Raw genomic sequence first — 21800 nt, forward strand, 5'->3', positions numbered from 1 at the left:
TTCCGTCGGTGGGCGTAGGTTAGCCAACGGCTCCCGGTTCCAATCACGCTTTCATCACCGGCGACGGGAATCGCGGGCTCACCCGCGCCCCGGCCAGCCACGCGCTCAAATCGTGGGCGCGTTGCTGCAGCGCCTTCTCGCCGTCGCGGCCGACGTCCTCGAGCAGCCGCAGCACGACCCGCCCGTCGGCGTCCTGGCCCCAGCCGCCGACGATCCGGCCGTTCCACCACGCCGTCGGGCCACCGTTGCCGTTGCGGTCGAAGACCTGTGCGCGATGTCCACCGAGGTACCACTCGCGGTCGAACCAGCCCATCGTGGTCACGTCGAGGCCCGGCAGCAGCGCAGCCCAGGGTTCAGGCTCCGGTTCGACGTCGAGATCGTCGGGGAGGGCGACCCCCGGCGTCCCGTGCAGGTCGACGTCGACGGCCCCGAGTGCCTGCAGGGTCCGCCGCGCCCACGTGAGGGTGTGGCCGAACCACCACTTCACGTCGGTCACGGTGGCGGGACCGAACGTGCGCAGCCAGCGCCCCACCGCCTTGATCGCGGCCTCGTCGGCGGGTGCCCGGGCATCGTCACCGGCGCCGAGCCAGTCGTCGCGGAGGGTCCACCGCGGGCGGCTGACCGTCCAGCCGCCGTCGTTCGGGCCGCGGACGATGTCGCCGCGCACGCCCAACACGGTCAGCACCCGGGGCGCCAGCGGAGTGGCCCCGCCCCACTGTTTGCCGGGGGCGGGGTCGTGGCTGCCCGCCAGTTCGGGAAGCGCCGCGCGCAACTCCCGCGCGCTGGTCGGTCCGTTCCGGCGCAGATGATCGAGGACCGCCGCGCAGGCGGTGTCGAGCCACTCGGCGCCGTCGTCGGCCACCCCGGATTTCTCGGCGTCGGCGATCAGTCGCCGGCGCTCGTTGGCGGCGACCCGGTCGCTGGCCACGCTCTGGATCACCGGCAGGTCGCCGCTGCCGACCACCCACAGGGTGCGCCGCATCGCGAGGTGTTTGGCGACGGTTCTGCACTCGTAGAGCGCGGTGTCGAGATGGGTGAGATCGAACCCCGCAACACGGGCCCACAGCGTCAGGTACGGGGTGGCCGGATCGGTGGCGTGCAGCCCGACCATCCGCGTGACCACCTCGTCGGGCGAAGCGGCCCGCTGGTCACCGGCGAGGAAGTGGCGGCGCGCGAGCCTGGCCCGCCGCTCGGTGGGCGTGAAAGACCGCAGCGCTCAGTCCTTTTCGTGCATCTGGGCGCGGATCTGGGCCAGCCGTTCGGCGGCCGCGCGTTGCCGTTCCTCGTACTGTTCGTCGGCGGTGCGGCCCTCCGGGGTCTCGGCGGCCAGTTCGGCGGCGCCGATCGCGGAGCCGTACCGGCCCTCGATCTTCTCGCGCACCGACTCGAAGGTCGGCACACCACCCGGCGTGTAACCGGTGTCGAGCGCTTCGGCGGGCGGCGGTGGCGGCGCGGGGGTGGGTTCGGGAGCAGGCTGCGGTTCGTCGGCCATGCCGTCACCGTACTCGCGGGCGACGACACCGGACCTACTTCGCGGCGACCTGCACGACCGGCGCCGCGACCTGCGGTCGGGGGAGCGGTGTCGCGACGACCTCGGGGGTGCGGAGTCGTCCGGCCAGCCACGGCAGCGCGGTGGCGAAGGCCTGTTCGGCGAACGGCCAGTCGTGCATCCCCGGCTGAACGGCGACGGTGCAGTCGATTCCGTTGGCGGCGCCGAGCGCGCACAGGGTGGATGCGGCCGCCGTCTGTTCGGGGCCGGCGGTGTTGGAGTCGAACCAGCCCTCCACGTCGCGGTAGCGGCCGTGGCGGGTCATCACCGTGGTTGGGTCGTAGGCCGCCCAGGCCGCCGTGTTGCCGCCGTACAGCCGCGCGATCGTCTGCTCCTTCGTACCGGCGTTCGGTGTCAGGTCACCGGCGATGTCCTCGAAGGTGCTGAACAGTTCGGGGTGCATGACGCTGAGGTCGACCGCGCACGTGCCGCCCATCGACCATCCGACGACGCCCCACCCCGAGCGGTCGGCGCTCACCCCGAAGTGCGATATCACGTAGGGCCGAACGTCTTCAGTGAGGTGCCGGGCGCTGTTCCCACGGCTGCCGTCGACGCATTCGGTGTCGTTGCGGAACGTTCCACCGGCGTCGACGAACACCAGTACCGGCGCGTAGCCGTGGTGTGCGGCGGCGAACGCGTCGGCGGTCGTCACGGCGTTGCCCGCGCGGACCCAGTCGGCGGGGGTGTTGAACTCACCGCCGATCATCAGCACCGCAGGCAGCCGCGGTGGGGGGTTGGTGGCATACCAGGCCGGCGGCAGGTAGACGAGTTCGTTGCGGTGCCGGAAACCCGATGCGGCGTCGCCTGTTTCAACGGGGACGACCGTGCCCTTCTCCGGAATCGCGTGGCGCCGCTGCAGGGAGCTCAGCGTAGCGAGGGTGATCTGGTCGGGCAGCGGTCCGGAGGTGAGTTGGTCCCACGCGGTCTGCACGGTCGGGAAGTAGCCGGTCCACAGATTCACCACCAACAGCACCGACAGCAGGCACATGGGGACGGTCGCGATCGACACCGCCCGCCGCCACCAGCCCGCGCCGCGCCATCCGACCATCAGGACCACCACCGCGACGCCGAACACCCCGATCCACACCCACAGCGAGCGCGGTGCCGGATCTTCCGCCCAGCCCTCCGATGCCACGAACTCGTATGCGGTGACGGCGAACGCGCCACCAACCACCACCGCCCACGGGATCCACAACAGGCGCCAGCGCCGGGTGCGCCACCCGATCGCGGTCACCAGCGCCACGACAGCCGCAGCCTGGACGACGACAGGTAACCAGCCGTGCATCAGCGAGACATGGTGGTGCAGAGTGTGTGCCGGGCCCACCACCACATGGTGGGCCGTGAAGCTTGGCGGCGGCTGTCAGACCGCTGTCAACGTGGTCTGGCCAACGGGAACGGAAGCGTCTCCCGGATGCTGCGGCCGGTGATCAGCATGACCACCCGATCGACACCCATGCCCAGCCCACCGGTGGGCGGCATCGCGTACTCCATGGCCTGCAGGAAGTCCTCGTCGAGTTCCATCGCCTCCGGATCACCGCCCGCGGCGAGCAGCGACTGCGCCTGCAGTCGACGACGCTGCTCCACCGGATCGGTGAGTTCGCTGTAGGCGGTGCCCAATTCGACACCCCAGGCGACGAGGTCCCACCGTTCGGCGACGCCGGCAATGCTGCGATGCGGGCGCGTCAAGGGGGATACGGACGTCGGGAAGTCCTTGTAGAACGTCGGCTTCTCGGTGCGGTCCTCGACCAGGTGCTCGTACATCTCGAGCACCACCGCCCCCTCGTCCCAGTGGGTCAGATAGGGGATGCCCGCCGCGTCGGCCAGCTTGCGCAGCGTCGGCAGTTCCGTGGCGGCGTCGATGTGTTCGCCGAGCGCCTCGGACACCGCATCGTGCACCGTCTTGACCGTCCACGGTCCGGAGATGTCGACGGGTTCGAGGACGCCGTCGTCACGCGGACGGAGGAACACGTGCTCACCGTTGGCGGCCATCGCGGCGTTCTGGATGAGTTCACGGCACCCGTCGATCCACACGTGGTAGTCGGCGTGCGCCTGATACGCCTCCAGCAGTGTGAATTCGGGGTTGTGGGAGAAGTCGACGCCTTCGTTGCGGAACGCGCGGCCGAGTTCGAAGACCCGCTCCACCCCACCGACGCAGAGCCGCTTGAGATACAGCTCGGGCGCGATGCGCAGATACAGGTCCAGGTCGTAGGCGTTGATGTGGGTCAGGAACGGCCGTGCGTTGGCGCCGCCGTGGATCTGCTGCAGGATCGGGGTCTCGACCTCGAGGAAACCCTTGTGGTACAGCGTGTCCCGGATCGCGTGCAGCACGCCGCTGCGGGCCCGGATCAGATCCCGCGCCTCGGTGTTGACCGCCAGGTCGACGTAGCGGGCCCGGACGCGGGCCTCCTGATCGGTCAGGCCCTTCCACTTGTCCGGCAGGGGACGCAGGCATTTACCGGTGAGCCGCCAGTGCCGCACCAGCAGCGAGCGGGTCCCGTTCTTGCTGTAGCCCATGGTGCCGGTCGCCTCGATGAGGTCGCCGAGGTCGATGGCCGCGGTGAAGTCGGCGGTGCTGCCCTGCTCGAGTGTCGAATTGTCCAGCAGCAGTTGCACTTCACCCGACCAGTCCCGTAACTGGGCGAACAGCACACCGCCGTAGTCGCGGATGCGCAGCACCCGGCCGGCGACATCGAGTTCGACGTCGTCGGGGGAGTCGACGGCAGCCGCCGCGGTGTGGCTGGGTGGCCGGCCGACCGGATAGGCGTCGACGCCGTCGGCCTGCAGCGCCTTGAGTTTCGCCATCCGGACCCGCACCTGCTCGGGCAGCCGGGGCGGTTCGTCGTCGGCGGTGTCGGTGCGCAACCCGGACATGTCGGGTGCGGTGCCGTCGTGGTGGAGCACGCCGCTGGCGACCAGGTCCTGCGGTGCGGACGTGTGGTGGCCGGTGTGTTGTTTGTTGCGCCGCGAGAACGGCAGCACCAGGAAGCCCTCGGCGATCACCGATGCCACCCCGACGCGGGGGATGAGGCGCGCGTCCTCGTAGCAGGCGTAGCGCGGCACCCACTGCGGTTGGTATTTCATGTTCGAGCGGTACAGCGTCTCCAGCTGCCACCACCGGGAGAAGAAGACCAGCAGCCAGCGCCACAGCCGGGCCACGGGTCCGGCGCCGAGTTGCGCGCCCTGCTCGAACGCCGACCGGAACATCGCGAAGTTCAGGGAGATGCGGGTGACGCCGATGTCCTCGGCCTGCATGCACAGCTCGCTGACCATCAACTCGATGGTGCCGTTGGGTGACTGCGGGGAACGCCGCATCACGTCGAGGGAGGCGCCGTTGCTGCCCCACGGCACCAGCGACAACATGGCCACGACGGTGCCACTCCCCGGGTCGCTTCGCTCGCCCCCGGTCTCGCCCTGGACGGCCTCCACCAGCAGGCAGTCGCTGTCGGCGGGATCGCCGAGGCGGCCGAGCGCCATCGAGAAGCCGCGTTCTGTCTCGGTGTCGCGCCAGGCGTCGGCGTGGGCGATCACCTCGGCCATCTGTTCGGGTGAGAGCTCCCGGTGTCTGCGGATCCGCACGGTCACCCCGGCGCGGCGGGCCCGCGTGACGGCCTGGCGCACCGCCCGCATGTCCGGCCCGGAGAGCCGGAAGCTGTCCGGATGCAGGATGGCCTCGTCGCCCAGTTGGATCGCGCTGAGTCCGGCGGCCCGGAACGCCTCGGCCCCGCCCACGCTGGCACCCATGACACCCGGTGCCCAGCCGTACGTCCCGCACAGCGCCAGCCACGCGTCGATCGCCTGCGGCCAGGCTTTCGGGTCGCCGACCGGGTCACCGCTGGCCAGGCAGACCCCCACCTCGACCCGGTAGGTGATCGCGGCGCGTCCGTTCGGTGCGAACACCACGGACTTGTCCCGCCGGGTGGCGAAATACCCCAGCGAGTCGTTCTTGCCGTAGAGCTCGAGCAGACCGCGGATGGCCGATTCGTCTTCGCCGGTGAGCGCGTTCTCGGAGCGCTGCGACTGGAACAGCACGATCGCCGCGGCCATCAACGCCAGCGCGCCGAACAACCCGAGCAGGGCGTTGACGACCACGTGTGGGTGTTGTCCGTCGAACGCGTCGGGGTCGACGCCGGCGAACGCGAACACCCGGTTCGCCGCGTATGCCAAGCGGTAGTCGCGTTCGAGGTCGCCGGGGAACAGTTCGAGCAGACCCCAGCCGACGAGCACGCCGACCGCCATTCCGGCGGCCAGCACACCGGCCGCCTTGAACAGGGCGCCGCGCCGCACGCGGGCCCAGAACAGCGGGCGGGCCAACAGCAGGAAGGCCACGGCCGCAAGGTGGAAGGCGAGGCCGATGACCTCGCCCATCTCCTCGACGACCGATTCGTCACCGGTCAGCAGATCGGCGACGTTCCAGCCGACCGCGGCGACCATGTACAGCAGCAGAATCCACCAGGCGATGCGTTTGCGGGCGGCCAGCGCGCCCGCCAGCAGCGCCAGCACGAACGCCCAGGCGAAGCTGGTGTCGGGGAAGTTGAAGATGTAGTCGTTGACGAACTCTCGCGGCACCCGGATGATCCACCGGACCAGCGGTGAGACGCTCGCGATGAGCGAGAGGGTGGCGATGACGCCGACGGTCCACCCGGCGGCCGCGGGAACCCAGGAGTGGCGGGAGTCGGCGCGCGTCCTCGGCGGACTGGTGAGCGTCATAGGCGGGGACAATATTCGCTCAGGGCCCCGAATGTGGGGACGTGATCACCAGACCGGACCGGTGTATTTCTCGCCGGGACCCTTGCCGGGCTCATCGGGGGCGGCGCTGGCTTCCCGGAACGCCAGCTGCAGGGTCTTGAGACCGTCGCGGACGGGTCCGGCGTGCGGGCCCAGGTACTCGGCGGATGCGGTGACCAGACCGGCCAGGGCGGTGATCAGCCGACGGGCTTCGTCCAGGTCGCGGTGCGGGCTCTCGTCGGGGTCGTCGTGGGAGAGCCCCAACTTCTCGGCTGCCGCGCTCATCAGCATCACCGCCGAACGGGTGATCACCTCGACGGCGGGAATATCGGCGAGTTCGCGCGCTGACGGCGGAGCCGTCGGTTCAGGCTGTGCTTGTTGATCCGTCACGCCTGCTAGACTTGCATGCGCGACCGTCCTGGCTGACGTCAGGACAGTAAGTGGAGTCCCACTCCCACCGCTGGCCAACCAGGCACAGCGGTCCGGTCACCGGCATCCAGTATGCCGGTTCTGTGCTGTTGGCACGGGCGGCGGAAGCCGTGATCGGTCGGCATCGGGCCCTGCAGTGCAGGGCCTTCCTGCTCTCGCGGGCAGGTGTGGAATGGGCCAGTGGACTCCCTGGAGAACACAACATAGGAGGCCCCATCAGCACTGAGACCCGCGTCAACGAGCGCATCCGCGTACCTGAAGTTCGCCTGATCGGACCGGGCGGTGAACAGGTAGGCATCGTGCGCATCGAAGATGCACTCCGCGTCGCCGCGGATGCCGATCTCGATCTCGTCGAAGTTGCACCGGACGCCAAGCCGCCCGTCTGCAAGATCATGGACTACGGAAAGTTCAAGTACGAGACGGCACAGAAGGCGCGCGAGTCTCGCAAGAACCAGCAGCAGACCGTCGTCAAGGAACAGAAGCTCCGTCCCAAGATCGACCCGCACGATTACGAGACCAAGAAGGGTCACGTCATCCGCTTCCTCGAGGCCGGGTCCAAGGTCAAGGTGACGATCATGTTCCGCGGACGTGAGCAGTCGCGGCCCGAACTGGGCTTCCGACTCCTGCAGCGCCTGGGCGCCGACGTGGCCGAGTACGGCTTCGTCGAGACGTCCGCGAAGCAGGACGGACGCAACATGACGATGGTGCTGGCCCCGCATCGCGGCGCGAAGACTCGCGCCAAAGCGGCGGAGCAAGCAGAACGTCCCCGCGAGTCGGCCCCCGGCCCGGACGCCACGTAGCACTGCCCGACACCGAACAGAATTAAGAGGACACCCATGCCCAAGGCCAAGACCCACAGCGGCGCGTCCAAGCGCTTCCGGCGCACCGGCACCGGAAAGATCGTGCGCCAGAAGGCCAATCGGCGCCACCTGATGGAGCACAAGCCCACCAAGCGCACCCGCCGCCTTGCCGGTCGCACCCAGGTGTCGGCCAACGACGCCCCGCGCATCAACAAGATGCTCAACGGCTGAGCGACGAACCCGACCTTTCCAGTCCGTACGAGATAGGAACTACCCATGGCACGCGTCAAGCGCGCAGTCAACGCTCAGAAGAAGCGCCGCACAGTTCTCAAGGCCTCCAAGGGCTACCGCGGTCAGCGGTCCCGCCTGTACCGCAAGGCCAAAGAGCAGCAGCTGCATTCACTCACCTACGCCTACCGTGACCGGCGGGCGCGCAAGGGTGAGTTCCGCAAGCTGTGGATCTCGCGGATCAACGCCGCGGCCCGCGCGAACGACATCACCTACAACCGGCTGATCCAGGGCCTGAAGGCCGCCGGCGTCGAGGTCGACCGCAAGAACCTCGCCGAGATCGCCGTCAGCGATGCCGCCGCGTTCACCGCACTGGTGGAGGTCGCCAAGGCCGCGCTGCCCGAGGACGTCAATGCGCCGTCCGGAGAGGCCGCCTGAGCCTGCTCAGTGAGCGCTCCGCCCGGGTGGTGGCAGCGGTCAAACTCCACCGACACGTCGGTCGCCGCCGCGCCGCACGTTTCCTCGCCGAGGGGCCCAACCTCGTCGAGGCCGCGTTGCGGCGCGGTGTCGTCTCCGAGGTCTTCGCCACCGAGGACGCCGCGGCGCGGTTCGCGGCGCTGCTCGTCGGCGCCGATGTCCATCTCGTCACCGAGCGTGCGGCGAAAGCACTGTCGGACACGGTGACCCCGGTCGGCCTCGTCGCCGTGTGTCGGATGCCCGAGGTGTCGCTCGACGAAATCCTCGGTGCGTCCCCACGACTCGTGGCGGTCGCGGTCGAGACGTCCGAACCCGGGAATGCCGGCACGCTGATCCGGCTCGCGGATGCGATGGGCGCCGACGCGGTGATCCTGGCAGGCAACAGCGTGGACCCCTACAACGGGAAGTGTCTGCGTGCCTCGGCGGGCAGCATCTTCGGGGTGTCCGTCGTCGAGGCACCCGACACCGCCGGTCTGGTCGCCGCGCTGCACGGCGCCGGGCTGACCGTATTGGCCACCACGCTCGACGGTGAGGTGAGCCTCGACGATGCGGAGCTGTCCGGCCCGACGGCGTGGCTGTTCGGCGCCGAGGCCCACGGACTCGCCCCGGAGGTCGCCGCGCTCGCCGATGCCCGGGTGACCATCCCGATGGCGGGCAGCGCCGAGAGCCTCAACGTCGCCGCCGCCGCCGCGATCTGCCTGTACCAGAGCGCCCGCGCGCTGCGGTCGGGCTGACGTCGTCGGTCGCGCCGCGAGACTGAACCCACGCAGGCGCCCACCCGCACTTTTGCTGCGTGGTCTCAGTCTCGCGGAACTGACGCGCGAGCCGCTACCCGCTCAGCAGACCCTTCGCCACGTGCGTGATCTGCACCTCGTTGCTGCCTGCGTAGATCATCAGCGACTTCGCGTCGCGGGCCAGCTGTTCGACGCGGTACTCGGTCATGTAGCCGTTGCCGCCGAACAGCTGAACCGCCTCCATGGCCACGTCGGTGGCGGCCTGGGAGCAGTACCACTTGATCGCCGAGGCCTCGGCGAGCGAGATCGGGGTGCCGGTCTGCGACGCCTCGATGACACGGAACAGCATGTTGCGCACGTTCATCCGGGCCACCTCCATCGAGGCGAGCTTGAGCTGGATGAGCTGGAACTGGCCGATCTCCTTACCCCACAGGGTGCGGGACTTCGCGTAGTCGACCGATAGCTTCAGGCACTCCTCGATCACCCCGAGCGCCATCGCGGCCACACCGATGCGCTCCGCGGAGAAGCTCGACCGCGCGCTCTCGCGACCGTCGCCGGCCTCGTTGTCCTCGGTCTCGCCGAGCAGCCGATCGCGACCCAGCCGGACGTTGTTGAAGAACAGTTCGCCCGTGCGCGAGGAGTGGATGCCCATCTTGCGGAACGGCTTCGACTGCACGAAGCCCTCCATGCCGCGGTCGAGCACGAACGTCAGCACCTTGCGGTCCCGCTTGTCGACCCCGTCACCTTCGTCGAGCTTGGCGTAGACCACCACCACGTCCGCGTCGGGGCCGTTGGTGATGAACGTTTTCTGGCCGTTGAGGATGTAGTCGCCTGATCCATCGGCGGCACGAACCACATAGGACTTCATGCCACCGAACGCATCGGAGCCCGAATCCGGTTCGGTGATCGCCCACGCGCCCACCTTCTCGTAGGTCACCAGACCGGGCAGCCAGCGCTCCTGCTGGGCGAGGGTTCCGCGGCCCATGATCGTCGGCACGGTGAGTCCGAGGCTGACGCCCATGCCGGTGACCACACCCATGCACACCCGGCACAGTTCGCTGACCACGACGAAGCCCATCCCGCTTCCGCCGTCCCCGCCGAACATGCCGCCGGAGCTCCGGCCGCCGGAGGGCGAGCCGCCCTCGCGCAGCCGCGCGAACCGCTTCTCCAGCGACTCCTTGGCCATCGCGTCGATTCCGAAGGTGCTGAACAGCTTTCGGATGACGGGGTAGGGCTCCATCTCGCCGCTCTCCAGAGCGTCGACATGCGGACGGATTTCTTTGTCGACGAACTCCCGGACGGCATCGCGCACGGCAAGATCGACATCAGACCACTCGAGCATGCCTTCAGGCTGCCTTATGGCGTCCGCGGGCCGGACGCAGCCCCGCCAAAGAGAACGTCGTGTGCACCAGCGACCCCGCCTTGTCGAGCAGCGTCTTGCGGCGCGGGACGTAGTGCATCGGCAGCCCGCGGCGGTCGGCGGGCGGGCCCATGAACGCGGGCGCCTCGACCAGCGGGGCGTCGGACGGCAGTTTGCCCTCGGCGCGACGGTAGGCGGCCAGCGCGCGCGGGTGCAGGCGGATCTCGTCGGGGACCGCAACGAAGGCCAACTCGACGAATTTGCCGAACAGCCGCAACAGCACCTCGTCACCCGGAGTCCAGCGCATCCCCGCGCGTTCCCGCACCGCCGGGTCGAACAGGCCGGCGGCGATCCACCGCTGCGCACCCACCATCGGTCGGAACATCTGGTCCCACATCGGTGTCGGCATCAGCACGAACCACGGTTTCGGGATGCGGATCGAGAAGATGTCCAGCGTCGCCTGGTTGATCTCGAGTTCCTCGCGGCACTTGCGGTCCCAGTACTCGCAGAACTCCTCCCACGATTCGGGCACCGGTCGCATGCTCATCCCGTACATCCGGTACCACTGCACGTGCTCGTCGAACAGCTGGCGCTTCTCGGCCTCGGTGAGCCCGCCGCAGAAGTACTCCGCGGTCTTGATGATCAACATGAAGAACGTGGCGTGCGCCCAGTAGAACGTGTCCGGGTTGAGAGCGTGATAGCGCCGTCCCGCAGGGTCGGTGCCCTTGATCGTCGTGTGATAGCTCTTGATCTGCTCACCGGTCTGCGCGGCGCGGTCACCGTCGTAGACGACGCCCATGATCGGGTACACCGAACGGGCGACGCGCTGCAGCGGTTCGCGCAGCAGGACCGAATGGTCCGCCACGCCGGCGCCGAGCTCGGGATACATGTTCTGGATCGCGCCGATCCACACGCCGAGCATGCCGGTGCGCAAATCCCCGAAGTACTTCCAGGTCAGCGAGTCCGGTCCGAGTGGATCCGGTTGCGCCTCACACGAATGCAGGGCGCTCCGCGCTGTCTTGGGGGTCGTCCTCGCGGTCATCGGTCTCCTCGCTGAGTCGATGCTCGATGTGATCCACACCATAGTAGTGACAACAAACGTTGTCTATGACGCGCGCGGCGCGTCACCGTGGTGTTATGCCCCGTAGACGCGGGTGCGTTCGTCCCGTGATCGAGGCCGCTCGTTGGCCGCCTCCGAGGCCGCCGCATACGCTGGCGACGTGGAGGTGAAGCCCTTCGATGAACGATCCGGCGGTACCGAAGACGAGGAGCGTGCACCGGTGCGCGGATCGGCGGGACCGCTCGGCTGGTTCTACAGCGCCAACCACAGTCCCAGCGTGGTCGAGTTCCTGCGCCGCGCCCGCCGGGCGCTGCCGGGCGACCCGGATTTCGGGGATCCCTTGTCGGCCGACGGGGTGGGTGGGCCACGTGCCGCCGCACGTGTCGCGGACCGGCTGCTCGACCGTGAGGCCGTCTCGCGCGAGGTCAGCCTCGGCGCGCTGCAGCTCTGGCAGGCGGTCACCGAGAGGGTGTCCGGCAAGCCGGCCAATCCGGAGGTCACGCTGGTGTTCAGCGATCTGGTCGGGTTCTCGTCGTGGGCGCTGACCGCCGGTGACGACGCGACCCTGCGGTTGCTCCGCCGCGTCGCCCAGGCATATGAACCGCCGCTGCTCGAGGCAGGCGGCCGCATCGTCAAACGGATGGGCGACGGGTCCATGGCGGTGTTCACCGACCCCGGCACGGCGGTGCGCGCGGTGCTCAACGCGATGGCCGCGGTCCGGTCGGTCGAGATCGACGGATACAGCCCCCGGATGCGGGTCGGCGTGCACACCGGCAGACCGCAGCGGATCGGCTCGGATTGGCTCGGGGTGGACGTCAACATCGCCGCGCGGGTGATGGAGCGGGCGACCCGCGGCGGGCTGATCGTCTCGCAGGCGACCCTCGACCGCATCCCCGCCGAGGAATTGGCGGCGTTGAACGTCACCGTCAAGCGTCAGCGCAGGCAGGTGTTCAGCCTCAAACCCGACGGTGTGCCACCCGAACTTGCCATGTACCGGGTGCGCCGCAACAGGCCGTCGGGGGAGGACCCCACCGACGACGAGTCCTAGCGGGAAACGGTCGCGAGGGCGGGTCGGGCGATCACCTATGATCGCCGGGTGGCTGAGCAGCCCGGAATGGCCGGAAACCTGTCTGAAAAGGCGTTGACCGAAGCGGTCGACGCGGCTCGCCGTGCGTTCGATTCCGCCGCGGACCTCGACGCGCTCGCCCGGGCGAAGACCGAACACCTCGGGGACCGGTCGCCGATCGCCGTGGCGCGTCAGTCGCTGGGCAGCCTGCCCAAGACGGAGCGCGCCGATGCCGGTAAACGCGTCAACGTCGCGCGGTCGGACGCCCAGCGCAGCTACGACGAGCGCCTCGCGGAGCTGCGTGCCGAGCGCGACGCGGCGGTCCTGGTCGCCGAACGCATCGACGTCACGCTCCCCTCGACGCGGCAACCGGTCGGTGCGCGCCACCCGATCACGATCCTGGCCGAGAACATCGCCGACACCTTCGTCGCGATGGGCTGGGAACTCGCCGAGGGGCCCGAGGTCGAGACCGAACAGTTCAACTTCGACGCGCTGAACTTCCCGCCGGACCATCCGGCCCGCAGCGAGCAGGACACGTTCTACGTCGCGCCCGACGGTTCGCGTCAGGTGCTGCGAACGCACACCTCGCCGGTGCAGATCCGCGCTCTGCTCGAACGCGATCTGCCGGTCTACATCATCTCGATCGGCCGCACGTTCCGCACCGATGAACTCGACGCCACCCACACACCGGTGTTCCACCAGGTCGAAGGGCTCGCCGTCGACCGCGGCCTGACCATGGCGCACCTGCGCGGCACCCTGGATGCGTTCGCCCGCGCCCAGTTCGGCCCGCAGGGCGGCACCCGGTTCCGGCCGCACTTCTTCCCGTTCACCGAACCGTCGGCGGAGGTCGACGTGTGGTTCCCCGGCAAGAAGGGCGGGCCCGGCTGGGTGGAGTGGGGCGGATGCGGCATGGTCAACCCGAACGTGCTGCGCGCCTGCGGGATCGACCCCGACGAGTACTCCGGTTTCGCATTCGGTATGGGTTTGGAGCGAACATTGCAGTTCCGCAACGGGATTCCCGACATGCGCGACATGGTCGAGGGTGACGTCCGGTTCTCGCTGCCCTTCGGGGTGGGCGCCTGATGCGGCTGCCGTACAGCTGGCTGCGCGAGGTCGTGTCTGCCGGCGCGCCGGGTTGGAACGTGTCCGCCGAGGAGCTCGAGCAGACCTTGATCCGCATCGGCCACGAGGTCGAGGACGTGCTGCCGGTCGGCCCGGTGACGGGACCCCTGACCGTCGGCCGCGTCGCCGAGATCGAGGAGCTCACGGAGTTCAAGAAGCCGATCCGCGCCGTCAAGGTCGACGTCGGCGAGCCGGAGAACCGTGACATCGTCTGCGGGGCAACCAATTTCGCCGTCGGTGATTTGGTGGTGGTGGCGCTGCCGGGCGCCACGCTGCCCGGGGACTTCACAATCGCCACGCGCAAGACCTACGGCCGCACCTCCGACGGGATGATCTGCTCGACCGCCGAACTCAACCTCGGCGCCGACCACTCCGGCATCCTCGTGCTGCCGCCCGGCACGGCCGCGCCCGGTACGCCGGCCGCCGAGGTGCTCGGCCTCGACGACACCGTGTTCGACCTGGCGATCACGCCGGACCGCGGCTACTGCCTGTCGGTGCGCGGGATGGCCCGCGAGATCGCCTGCGCCTACGACCTCGACTACGTCGACCCGGCGTTCGATCCGGAGCGGGTGCCCGCCCTGCCCGTCGAGGGTGAGGCGCTGCCGGTGGCGATCGACCCCGGCACCGGGGTGTTGCGGTTCGGGTTGCGGCCGGTCACCGGGATCGACCCCGCCGCCGTGTCGCCGTGGTGGATGCAGCGCCGCCTGCTGCTGTCGGGCATCCGGGCGATATCCCCGGCGGTCGACGTGACCAACTACGTGATGCTCGAGTTCGGTCACCCGATGCACGCCCACGACCGCAGCCTGATCACCGGAGGCTTCCGGGTGCGTTTCGCCGAGCCCGGCGAGACGGTGGTCACCCTCGACGACATCGAACGCCGACTGGATCCGGCCGACGTGCTGATCGTCGACGACGAGGCCACCGCCGCGATCGGCGGCGTGATGGGGGCGGGAACGACCGAGGTCCGCGAGACGACCACCGATGTGCTGCTGGAGGCGGCGGTGTGGGATCCGGCCGCGGTCTCGCGCACCCAGCGCAGGCTGCGCCTGGCCAGTGAGGCCGGCCGCCGCTACGAGCGCACCGTCGACCCGGCCATCTCGGTCGCCGCGCTCGACCGGTGCGCCGCCCTGCTCGCCGACATCGCCGGCGGCGCTGTGGAACCGCGGCTGACCGACTGGCGGGGCGACCCGCCGCGCGAGGACTGGTCGCCGCCACCGGTGTCGATGGCCCTCGACCGCCCCGACCGCACCGCCGGCGTCGACTATCCGCCCGGCACCACCGAGCGGCGGCTCACCCAGATCGGCGCCGTCGTGCGCGTCGACGGCGACCGGGTGACGGCCGTCCCGCCGAGTTGGCGCCCCGACATCAAGCAGCCGGCCGACCTGGTCGAGGAGGTGCTGCGGCTCGAGGGTCTCGAGCAGATCCCGTCGGTGCTGCCGGCCGCTCCGGCGGGTCGCGGCCTGACCGCCGTGCAGAAGCGGCGCCGGGCCATCGGCAAATCGCTCGCGCTCAGCGGTTACGTCGAGATCCTGCCCACCCCGTTCCTGCCCGCCGGTGTCTTCGACGTCTGGGGTCTGGCCGACGACGACCCCCGCCGTGCGACCACCCAGGTGCTCAACCCGTTGGAGGCCGACCGCCCGCACCTGGCCACGACGCTGCTGCCCGGCCTGCTGGAGGCGTTGGCCCGCAACGTGTCTCGCGGGGCGGCCGATGCGGCGCTGTTCGCCATCGCCCAGGTCGTCGAGCCCACCGAGGACACCCGCGCGGTCGAGCGGATCCCCAACGACCGCCGTCCGACCGATGACGAGATCGCCACCCTTGACGCGTCCCTGCCGCGTCAGCCCCAGCACGTCGGTGCGGTGCTGACCGGTCTGCGTGAACCCGCCGGTCCCTGGGGCCGCGGTCGTCCGGTCGAGGCGGCCGATGCGTTCGAGATGGTGCGGATCGTGGGACGGGCGGCCGAGGTGGAGTTCACGCTGCGCTCCGCTCAGCGCCTGCCGTGGCATCCGGGGCGGTGTGCCGAGGTGCTGATCGGCGACACCGTCGTCGGCCATGCCGGACAGCTGCATCCGGCGGTGGTGGAACGGGCCGGCCTGCCCAAGGGCACGTGCGCGGTCGAACTCGACCTCGACGCGGTGCCGATCACCGAGCGGCTGCCCGCGCCGCGGGTGTCGCCGTTCCCCGCCGTCTTCCAGGACGTCAGCCTCATCGTGGACGACGACGTCGCCGCGCAGAGTGTGGTCGAGGCGGTGCGGTCGGGCGCCGGCGAGCTGCTCGAGGACGTGCGGTTGTTCGACGTCTACACCGGCCCGCAGATCGGGGAGGGGCGCAAATCGCTGGCCCTCGCGTTGCGGTTCCGCGCCGCCGACCGGACCCTGACCGAGGACGAGGCGAGCACGGCCCGGGAGGCGGCGGTGCAGGCCGCGGCTGAACAGATCGGTGCGCAGCAGCGCCGCTGAACTCTCTCGCCGGGAAGCGGGTAAATGAGTTTGCATTTAACTGCATAAACATGCAAACTCTATGCATGACTTCTGTCGCAGTCGCCGGGGCCAGCGGATACGCCGGCGGGGAGATCCTGCGCCTGCTGCTCGGGCATCCCGCCTACTCCGACGGCCGGCTCACCATCGGCGCGCTGACCGCTGCGGGCAGTGCGGGCACGATGCTCGGTGACCACCACCCCCATCTGCTGCCGCTGGCCGGCCGGGTGCTCGAGGCCACCGACGCCGAGACGCTGTCCGGCCACGACGTCGTCTTCCTCGGCCTCCCGCACGGCCACTCCGCCGCGCTGGCCGAACAACTCGGCGACGACACGCTGATCATCGACTGCGGCGCCGACTTCCGGCTCACCGACGCGGCCGCGTGGGAACGGTTCTACGGTTCGGCGCACGCCGGCAGCTGGCCCTACGGCCTGCCCGAACTGCCCGGTGCCCGCGAGCGCCTCGCCGGAGCCAAGCGGATCGCCGTGCCCGGCTGCTATCCCACCGCGGCGCTGCTGGCGCTGCTGCCCGCCGTGGCCGAAGACCTCGTCGAACCGGCGGTCACCGTCGTGGCGGTCAGCGGTACCTCCGGCGCCGGGCGGGCCGCCAAACCCGACCTGCTCGGCGCGGAGGTGATCGGATCCGCGCGCGCCTACAACGTCGGCGGCAAGCACCGGCACACCCCGGAGATCGCGCAGGGCCTGCGGGCCGTGACGGACAAGGACGTCACGGTGTCGTTCACCCCGGTGCTGATCCCCACCTCGCGGGGCATCCTCGCCACCTGCACCGCCCGCACTTCCGCGTCGCTGTCGCAGCTGCGGGCCGCCTACGAGAAGGCTTACGACGCAGAACCTTTCATTCACCTGCTGCCCGAGGGGCAACTGCCCAAGACCGGTTCGGTGATCGGCAGCAACGCCGCGCAGATCGCGGTCGCGCTCGACGAGGATGCGCAGACGTTCGTCGCGATCGCGGCGATCGACAACTTGACCAAGGGGACCGGTGGGGCGGCGGTGCAGTCGATGAACCTGGCGCTGGGTTGGCCGGAGACCGAGGGCCTGTCGATCGTGGGGGTCGCGCCGTGACCGGATCCGCACCACTGATCCGCACCCAGGGCGTCACCGCCCCCGCCGGCTTCCGGGCCGCCGGAATCGCGGCCGGCATCAAGGCGTCGGGTGCGCTCGACCTCGCCCTCGTGCTCAACGAAGGCCCCGACCACACCGCGGCGGGTGTGTTCACCCGCAACCAGGTCCAGGCCGCGCCGGTGTTGTGGAGCCGGCAGGTGCTCACCACCGGACGGCTGCGTGCCGTCGTCCTCAATTCCGGCGGCGCCAACGCCTGCACCGGCCCGCTCGGGTTCCAGGACACCCACGCCACCGCCGAGGCGGTCGCCGCGGCGCTGTCCGACTGGGGTTCGGAGACCGGCGCCATCGAGGTCGCGGTCTGCTCGACCGGTCTGATCGGCGACCGGCTGCCGATGGACAAGGTCCTCGCCGGGGTCACCGAGGTGGTCCACGAGATGGCCGGCGGGCTGTCCGGCGGCGAGGAAGCGGCCCGCGCCATCATGACCACCGACACCGTGCCGAAACAGGTTGCGCTGCACCACCCCGGCAACTGGACCGTCGGCGGGATGGCCAAGGGCGCGGGCATGATGGCGCCGTCGCTGGCCACGATGCTGTGCGTGCTGACCACCGACGCCGTCGCCGGTTCCGAGGCCCTCGACACCGCGCTGCGCCGGGCGGCGAAACGCACCTTCGACCGTCTCGACATCGACGGCAGCTGCTCGACGAACGACACCGTGCTGCTGCTCGCCTCCGGCGCCAGCGAGATCACGCCCAGCCAGGAGGAGCTCGACGAGGCGGTTCTGCGGGTGTGTGACGACCTGTGCGCCCAGCTGCAGGCCGACGCCGAAGGCGTCACCAAACGCATCGCCATCACCGTCACCGGTGCGCCGACCGAGGACGACGCGCTCGTCGCCGCCCGGCTGCTCGCCCGGGACAGCCTGGTCAAGACCGCGCTGTTCGGCTCCGACCCGAACTGGGGGCGGGTGCTCGCCGCGGTCGGGATGGTGCCGTTCACCATCGACGCGAACCGGATCACCGTGTCGTTCAACGGTTCCCCGACGTTCGCCAACGGCGCCGGGACACCCGGTGCCCGCGAGGTGGATCTGACCGGCGCCGACATCGACGTCGCCGTCGACCTCGGCCTCGGCGCGGGGCAGGCGACGGTGCGCACCACCGATCTGTCGCACGCGTACGTCGAAGAGAACTCGGCGTACAGCTCATGACCGCCGCGACACACACCAAGGCGCAGGTGCTCGCCGCGGCGCTGCCGTGGCTCAAGCAACTGCACGGCAAGATCGTCGTGGTGAAGTACGGCGGAAACGCCATGACCGACGACACCCTCAAGGCCGCGTTCGCCGCCGACATGGTGTTCCTTCGCAACTGCGGCGTCCACCCCGTCGTCGTCCACGGCGGTGGGCCCCAGATCAGCGCCATGCTCAAACGGCTCGGCATCCCTGGGGACTTCCGGGGCGGCTTCCGGGTGACCACGCCCGAGGTGCTCGACGTCGCCCGGATGGTGCTGTTCGGTCAGGTGGGCCGCGAACTCGTCGGGCTGATCAACGCGCACGGACCGTATGCCGTCGGGATCACCGGCGAGGACGCCCACCTGTTCACCGCGGTGCGCCGCGACGTCATGGTCGACGGGGTGGCCACCGACATCGGCCTGGTCGGCGACGTCGAACACGTCAACACCGAGGCCGTCCGGGACCTGATCGCCGCCGGCCGCATTCCCGTGGTGTCGACGATCGCGCCCGACGCGAACGGTGTGGTGCACAACATCAACGCCGACACCGCCGCGGCCGCGCTGGCCGCCGCGCTCAGCGCCGAGAAACTGTTGATGCTCACCGACATCGAAGGGCTCTACACGGACTGGCCCGACCGCAACTCGCTGGTCAGCCAGATCAACACCGCCGACCTGACGGAACTCCTGCCCACGCTGGAGGCCGGTATGGTTCCCAAGATCGAGGCCTGCCTGCGTGCCGTCACCGAGGGCGTGCCCAGCGCCCACGTCATCGACGGCCGCGTCGAACACTGTGTACTGGTCGAACTGTTCACCGATGAGGGGACCGGCACCAAGGTGGTGAACCCGTGACACTGCAGCAGCGGTGGTCCGCCGTGATGATGAACAACTACGGCACCCCGGCGCTGGCGTTGGCGAGCGGTGACGGCGCGGTGGTCACCGACACCGACGGCAGGTCCTACGTCGACCTGCTCGGCGGTATCGCGGTCAACATCCTCGGCCACCGCCACCCCGCGGTCATCGAGGCGGTGACCCGGCAGCTCAACACCCTGGGACACACCTCGAACCTGTACGCCACCGAACCGGGCATCGCACTGGCCGAAGCGCTCGTCGGGCACCTCGGCGCACCCGCGCGGGTGTTCTTCTGCAACTCCGGCACCGAGGCCAACGAGGTCGCGTTCAAGATCACCCGGCTGACCGGGCGCACGAAAATCGTTGCCGCCCAAGGCGCTTTTCACGGCCGCACGATGGGCTCACTGGCGCTGACCGGCCAGCCGTCCAAACAGGCGCCGTTCGAACCGCTGCCGGGGTACGTCACCCACGTGCCGTTCGGCGACATCGACGAACTCGCACGCGCTGTCACTTCGGAGACGGCGGCGGTGTTCCTCGAACCGATCATGGGGGAGGGCGGTGTCGTCGTACCGCCGGCCGGCTACCTGGCCGCCGCGCGCGAGATCACCACCCGCCACGGTGCGCTGCTGATCGTCGACGAGGTGCAGACGGGGGTCGGCCGCACCGGCGTGTTCTACGCCCACCAGCACGACGGCATCACCCCCGACGTCGTGACCCTGGCCAAGGGGCTCGGTGGCGGTCTGCCGATCGGGGCCTGCCTGGCCGTCGGCGCCGTCGGTGATCTGCTGACCCCGGGCCTGCACGGCAGCACATTCGGCGGCAATCCCGTCTGCACCGCGGCGGCCCTGGCGGTGCTGAAGGTGCTGGCCGACGACGATCTCGTCACCCGCGCCGGGGTGCTCGGCAAGACGCTGAGCCACGGGATCGAGGAGCTGAACCACCCGCTGGTCGACCACGTCCGCGGCCGTGGCCTGCTGATCGGGATCGCGCTGCGCGCGGCCGCCGCCAAACCCGCGGAGGCCGCTGCGCGTGCCGCCGGGTTCCTGGTCAACGCCGCCGCCCCCGACGTCATCCGGCTGGCGCCGCCGTTGGTCGTGACCGAAGCCCAGATCGACGACTTCCTCGGTGCGCTCCCCGGCGTACTCGACACCGCCGCCGGAGGCGGCGAGTCAACCCCGGCTGCCTCGGAGGTGGCGGACTCATGAGACATTTCCTGCGCGACGACGACCTCACCCCCGAAGAGCAGGCCGAGGTGCTGGCGCTGGCCGCCGAGCTGAAGAAGGATCCGCTGCTGCACCGCCCGCTGGCCGGGCCGCGCGGTGTCGCGGTGATCTTCGACAAGAACTCGACGCGCACGCGGTTCTCCTTCGAGGTGGGCATCGCCCAGCTCGGCGGGCACGCCGTCGTGGTGGACGGTCGCAGCACCCAGCTCGGCCGCGAGGAGACCCTCGAGGACACCGGAAAGGTGTTGTCCCGCTACGTCGATGCGATCGTGTGGCGCACCTTCGCCCAGGAACGGCTGACCTCCATGGCCGCCGGGGCGACCGTGCCGGTGATCAACGCGCTCTCCGACGAGTTCCACCCCTGTCAGGTCCTTGCCGACCTGCAGACGCTGATCGAACGCCGCGGCGCGCTACCCGGCCTGCGGATGGCCTACTTCGGTGACGGTGCCAACAACATGGCGCACTCGCTGATGCTCGGCGGCGCCACCGCCGGCATGCACGTGACGATCGCGGCGCCGCAGGGCTTCGAACCGCATCCGATGTTCGTCGCCGCCGCGCAGGAGCGCGCCGCGCTGACCGGCGCGTCGGTCACCGTCACCGCCGACCCGCATCAGGCCGCCGACGGTGCGGACGTCCTCGTCACCGACACGTGGACGTCGATGGGTCAGGAGAACGACGGCCTCGACCGGGTGCGACCGTTCCGGCCGTTTCAGGTCAACACCGGCCTGCTCGACCGCGCCCATGCCGAAGCCGTTGTGCTGCACTGCCTTCCGGCCCACCGCGGGCATGAGATCACCGACGAGGTCATCGACGGCCCGCACAGCGCGGTGTGGGACGAAGCGGAGAACCGCCTGCACGCGCAGAAGGCGCTGCTGGTGTGGCTGCTGGAGCGGTCGGGGTGACGGTGTCATGACTTCCGCGGTGACCAGAGCCGGACGACAGGCCCGTATCGTGGCGATCCTGTCGTCGCATTCCGTGCGCAGCCAGGGTGAGCTGGCCGCCAAGCTCGCCGACGAGGGGATCGAGGTCACCCAGGCCACGCTGTCGCGCGACCTCGAGGAACTCGGTGCGGTCAAACTGCGCGGTGCCGACGGCGGCGTCGGCGTCTACGTCGTCCCCGAGGACGGCAGCCCCGTGCGGGGTGTCGCCGGCGGCACCGACCGGCTCACCCGGCTGCTCGGTGACCTCCTGGTGTCCACGGACGCCAGCGGCAACCTCGCCGTACTGCGCACGCCGCCCGGTGCGGCACACTATCTCGCCAGCGCGCTCGATCGGGCTGCGCTGCCGTACGTCGTCGGCACCATCGCCGGCGACGACACCATCATGGTGGTGGCCCGCGAGCCCATGTCGGGCGTCGAGCTGGCCGCCACCCTTGAGAACCTGAAATAAGAGGAGAT

20 protein-coding genes are annotated in these 21800 nt (G+C 69.9%); 13 read left to right on the plus strand and 7 right to left on the minus strand.

Features of this window, described 5'->3' with window-relative positions; all coding sequences use genetic code 11:
• Window positions 1-43 precede the first annotated feature (43 nt).
• From G6N49_RS07800 to G6N49_RS07820, 5 genes are read right to left on the minus strand one after another with little or no spacing between them, the layout of a single operon-like run.
• Window positions 44-1213: a winged helix DNA-binding domain-containing protein gene (locus G6N49_RS07800; protein ID WP_041925079.1), complete on the minus strand. Its 1170-nt coding sequence runs from the start codon at window positions 1211-1213 to the stop codon at window positions 44-46.
• A 3-nt stretch (window positions 1214-1216) separates the two neighbouring features.
• A complete protein-coding gene (locus G6N49_RS07805) occupies window positions 1217-1492 on the minus strand; it encodes a hypothetical protein (protein ID WP_011855902.1) in 276 nt (91 codons plus the stop codon).
• Between the two features lie 34 nt (window positions 1493-1526).
• The gene (locus G6N49_RS07810; protein WP_011855901.1) at window positions 1527-2879 is read right to left on the minus strand and encodes an alpha/beta hydrolase; all 1353 of its coding nucleotides are present in this window, start codon (window positions 2877-2879) and stop codon (window positions 1527-1529) included.
• 41 nt (window positions 2880-2920) lie between these two features.
• A complete protein-coding gene (gene lysX / locus G6N49_RS07815) occupies window positions 2921-6256 on the minus strand; it encodes a bifunctional lysylphosphatidylglycerol synthetase/lysine--tRNA ligase LysX (protein WP_011855900.1) in 3336 nt (1111 codons plus the stop codon).
• Window positions 6257-6301: 45 nt separating this feature from the next.
• Window positions 6302-6664, minus strand: a complete 363-nt coding sequence (locus tag G6N49_RS07820) for a DUF1844 domain-containing protein (protein WP_011855899.1) — start codon at window positions 6662-6664, stop codon at window positions 6302-6304.
• A 206-nt stretch (window positions 6665-6870) separates the two neighbouring features.
• On the opposite strand from G6N49_RS07820, the gene infC reads away from it, so the two are divergent.
• From infC to G6N49_RS07840, 4 genes are read left to right on the plus strand one after another with little or no spacing between them, the layout of a single operon-like run.
• Window positions 6871-7503: a translation initiation factor IF-3 gene (gene infC, locus G6N49_RS07825; RefSeq protein WP_085976297.1), complete on the plus strand. Its 633-nt coding sequence runs from the start codon at window positions 6871-6873 to the stop codon at window positions 7501-7503.
• Window positions 7504-7539: 36 nt separating this feature from the next.
• Entirely contained in the window at window positions 7540-7734 is a 195-nt protein-coding gene (gene rpmI / locus G6N49_RS07830) for a 50S ribosomal protein L35 (RefSeq protein ID WP_011560373.1), read from the plus strand.
• A gap of 45 nt (window positions 7735-7779) precedes the next feature.
• Window positions 7780-8169, plus strand: coding sequence for a 50S ribosomal protein L20 (gene rplT, locus G6N49_RS07835; protein WP_011560372.1), 390 nt, complete (start codon window positions 7780-7782; stop codon window positions 8167-8169).
• A gap of 26 nt (window positions 8170-8195) precedes the next feature.
• Complete coding sequence (locus G6N49_RS07840; RefSeq protein ID WP_011855897.1) at window positions 8196-8942, plus strand: TrmH family RNA methyltransferase; 747 nt, start codon at window positions 8196-8198, stop codon at window positions 8940-8942.
• A 94-nt stretch (window positions 8943-9036) separates the two neighbouring features.
• Here the strand turns inward: G6N49_RS07840 and G6N49_RS07845 are convergent, their stop codons facing one another.
• Both G6N49_RS07845 and G6N49_RS07850 read right to left on the minus strand, forming a co-directional pair.
• Window positions 9037-10284, minus strand: a complete 1248-nt coding sequence (locus tag G6N49_RS07845) for an acyl-CoA dehydrogenase family protein (RefSeq protein WP_011855896.1) — start codon at window positions 10282-10284, stop codon at window positions 9037-9039.
• Window positions 10285-10288: 4 nt separating this feature from the next.
• A complete protein-coding gene (locus tag G6N49_RS07850; RefSeq protein WP_011855895.1) occupies window positions 10289-11344 on the minus strand; it encodes an oxygenase MpaB family protein in 1056 nt (351 codons plus the stop codon).
• A gap of 178 nt (window positions 11345-11522) precedes the next feature.
• Between G6N49_RS07850 and G6N49_RS07855 the strand changes: the two genes are divergently transcribed.
• The 9 genes from G6N49_RS07855 to G6N49_RS07895 all read left to right on the plus strand — a co-directional run bounded on the left by G6N49_RS07855 (window position 11523) and on the right by G6N49_RS07895 (window position 21792).
• Window positions 11523-12410 carry an adenylate/guanylate cyclase domain-containing protein gene (locus G6N49_RS07855; protein ID WP_041925315.1) on the plus strand — a complete coding sequence of 296 codons (888 nt, stop codon included), beginning with the start codon at window positions 11523-11525 and terminating at the stop codon, window positions 12408-12410.
• A gap of 66 nt (window positions 12411-12476) precedes the next feature.
• Entirely contained in the window at window positions 12477-13511 is a 1035-nt protein-coding gene (gene pheS, locus G6N49_RS07860; protein ID WP_011855893.1) for a phenylalanine--tRNA ligase subunit alpha, read from the plus strand.
• On the plus strand, window positions 13511-16009 hold the full coding sequence (gene pheT, locus G6N49_RS07865) for a phenylalanine--tRNA ligase subunit beta (RefSeq protein ID WP_011855892.1): 2499 nt from the start codon (window positions 13511-13513) through the stop codon (window positions 16007-16009). The genes pheS and pheT overlap by 1 nt, the downstream gene beginning before the upstream one ends.
• Window positions 16010-16074: 65 nt before the next feature.
• On the plus strand, window positions 16075-17109 hold the full coding sequence (argC, locus tag G6N49_RS07870) for an N-acetyl-gamma-glutamyl-phosphate reductase (RefSeq protein WP_197913481.1): 1035 nt from the start codon (window positions 16075-16077) through the stop codon (window positions 17107-17109).
• A complete protein-coding gene (gene argJ, locus G6N49_RS07875; protein ID WP_011855890.1) occupies window positions 17106-18311 on the plus strand; it encodes a bifunctional glutamate N-acetyltransferase/amino-acid acetyltransferase ArgJ in 1206 nt (401 codons plus the stop codon). Before argC ends, argJ begins: the two co-directional genes overlap by 4 nt.
• The gene (gene argB / locus G6N49_RS07880) at window positions 18308-19180 is read left to right on the plus strand and encodes an acetylglutamate kinase (protein WP_011855889.1); all 873 of its coding nucleotides are present in this window, start codon (window positions 18308-18310) and stop codon (window positions 19178-19180) included. The genes argJ and argB overlap by 4 nt, the downstream gene beginning before the upstream one ends.
• The gene (locus G6N49_RS07885; RefSeq protein WP_011855888.1) at window positions 19177-20385 is read left to right on the plus strand and encodes an acetylornithine transaminase; all 1209 of its coding nucleotides are present in this window, start codon (window positions 19177-19179) and stop codon (window positions 20383-20385) included. The genes argB and G6N49_RS07885 overlap by 4 nt, the downstream gene beginning before the upstream one ends.
• The gene (gene argF / locus G6N49_RS07890) at window positions 20382-21305 is read left to right on the plus strand and encodes an ornithine carbamoyltransferase (protein ID WP_011855887.1); all 924 of its coding nucleotides are present in this window, start codon (window positions 20382-20384) and stop codon (window positions 21303-21305) included. Before G6N49_RS07885 ends, argF begins: the two co-directional genes overlap by 4 nt.
• Before the next feature lie 7 nt (window positions 21306-21312).
• Window positions 21313-21792, plus strand: a complete 480-nt coding sequence (locus G6N49_RS07895; protein ID WP_011855886.1) for an arginine repressor — start codon at window positions 21313-21315, stop codon at window positions 21790-21792.
• Window positions 21793-21800 lie beyond the last annotated feature (8 nt).

Source organism: Mycolicibacterium monacense (assembly GCF_010731575.1).
Classification (GTDB): Bacteria; Actinomycetota; Actinomycetes; order Mycobacteriales; family Mycobacteriaceae; genus Mycobacterium; species Mycobacterium monacense.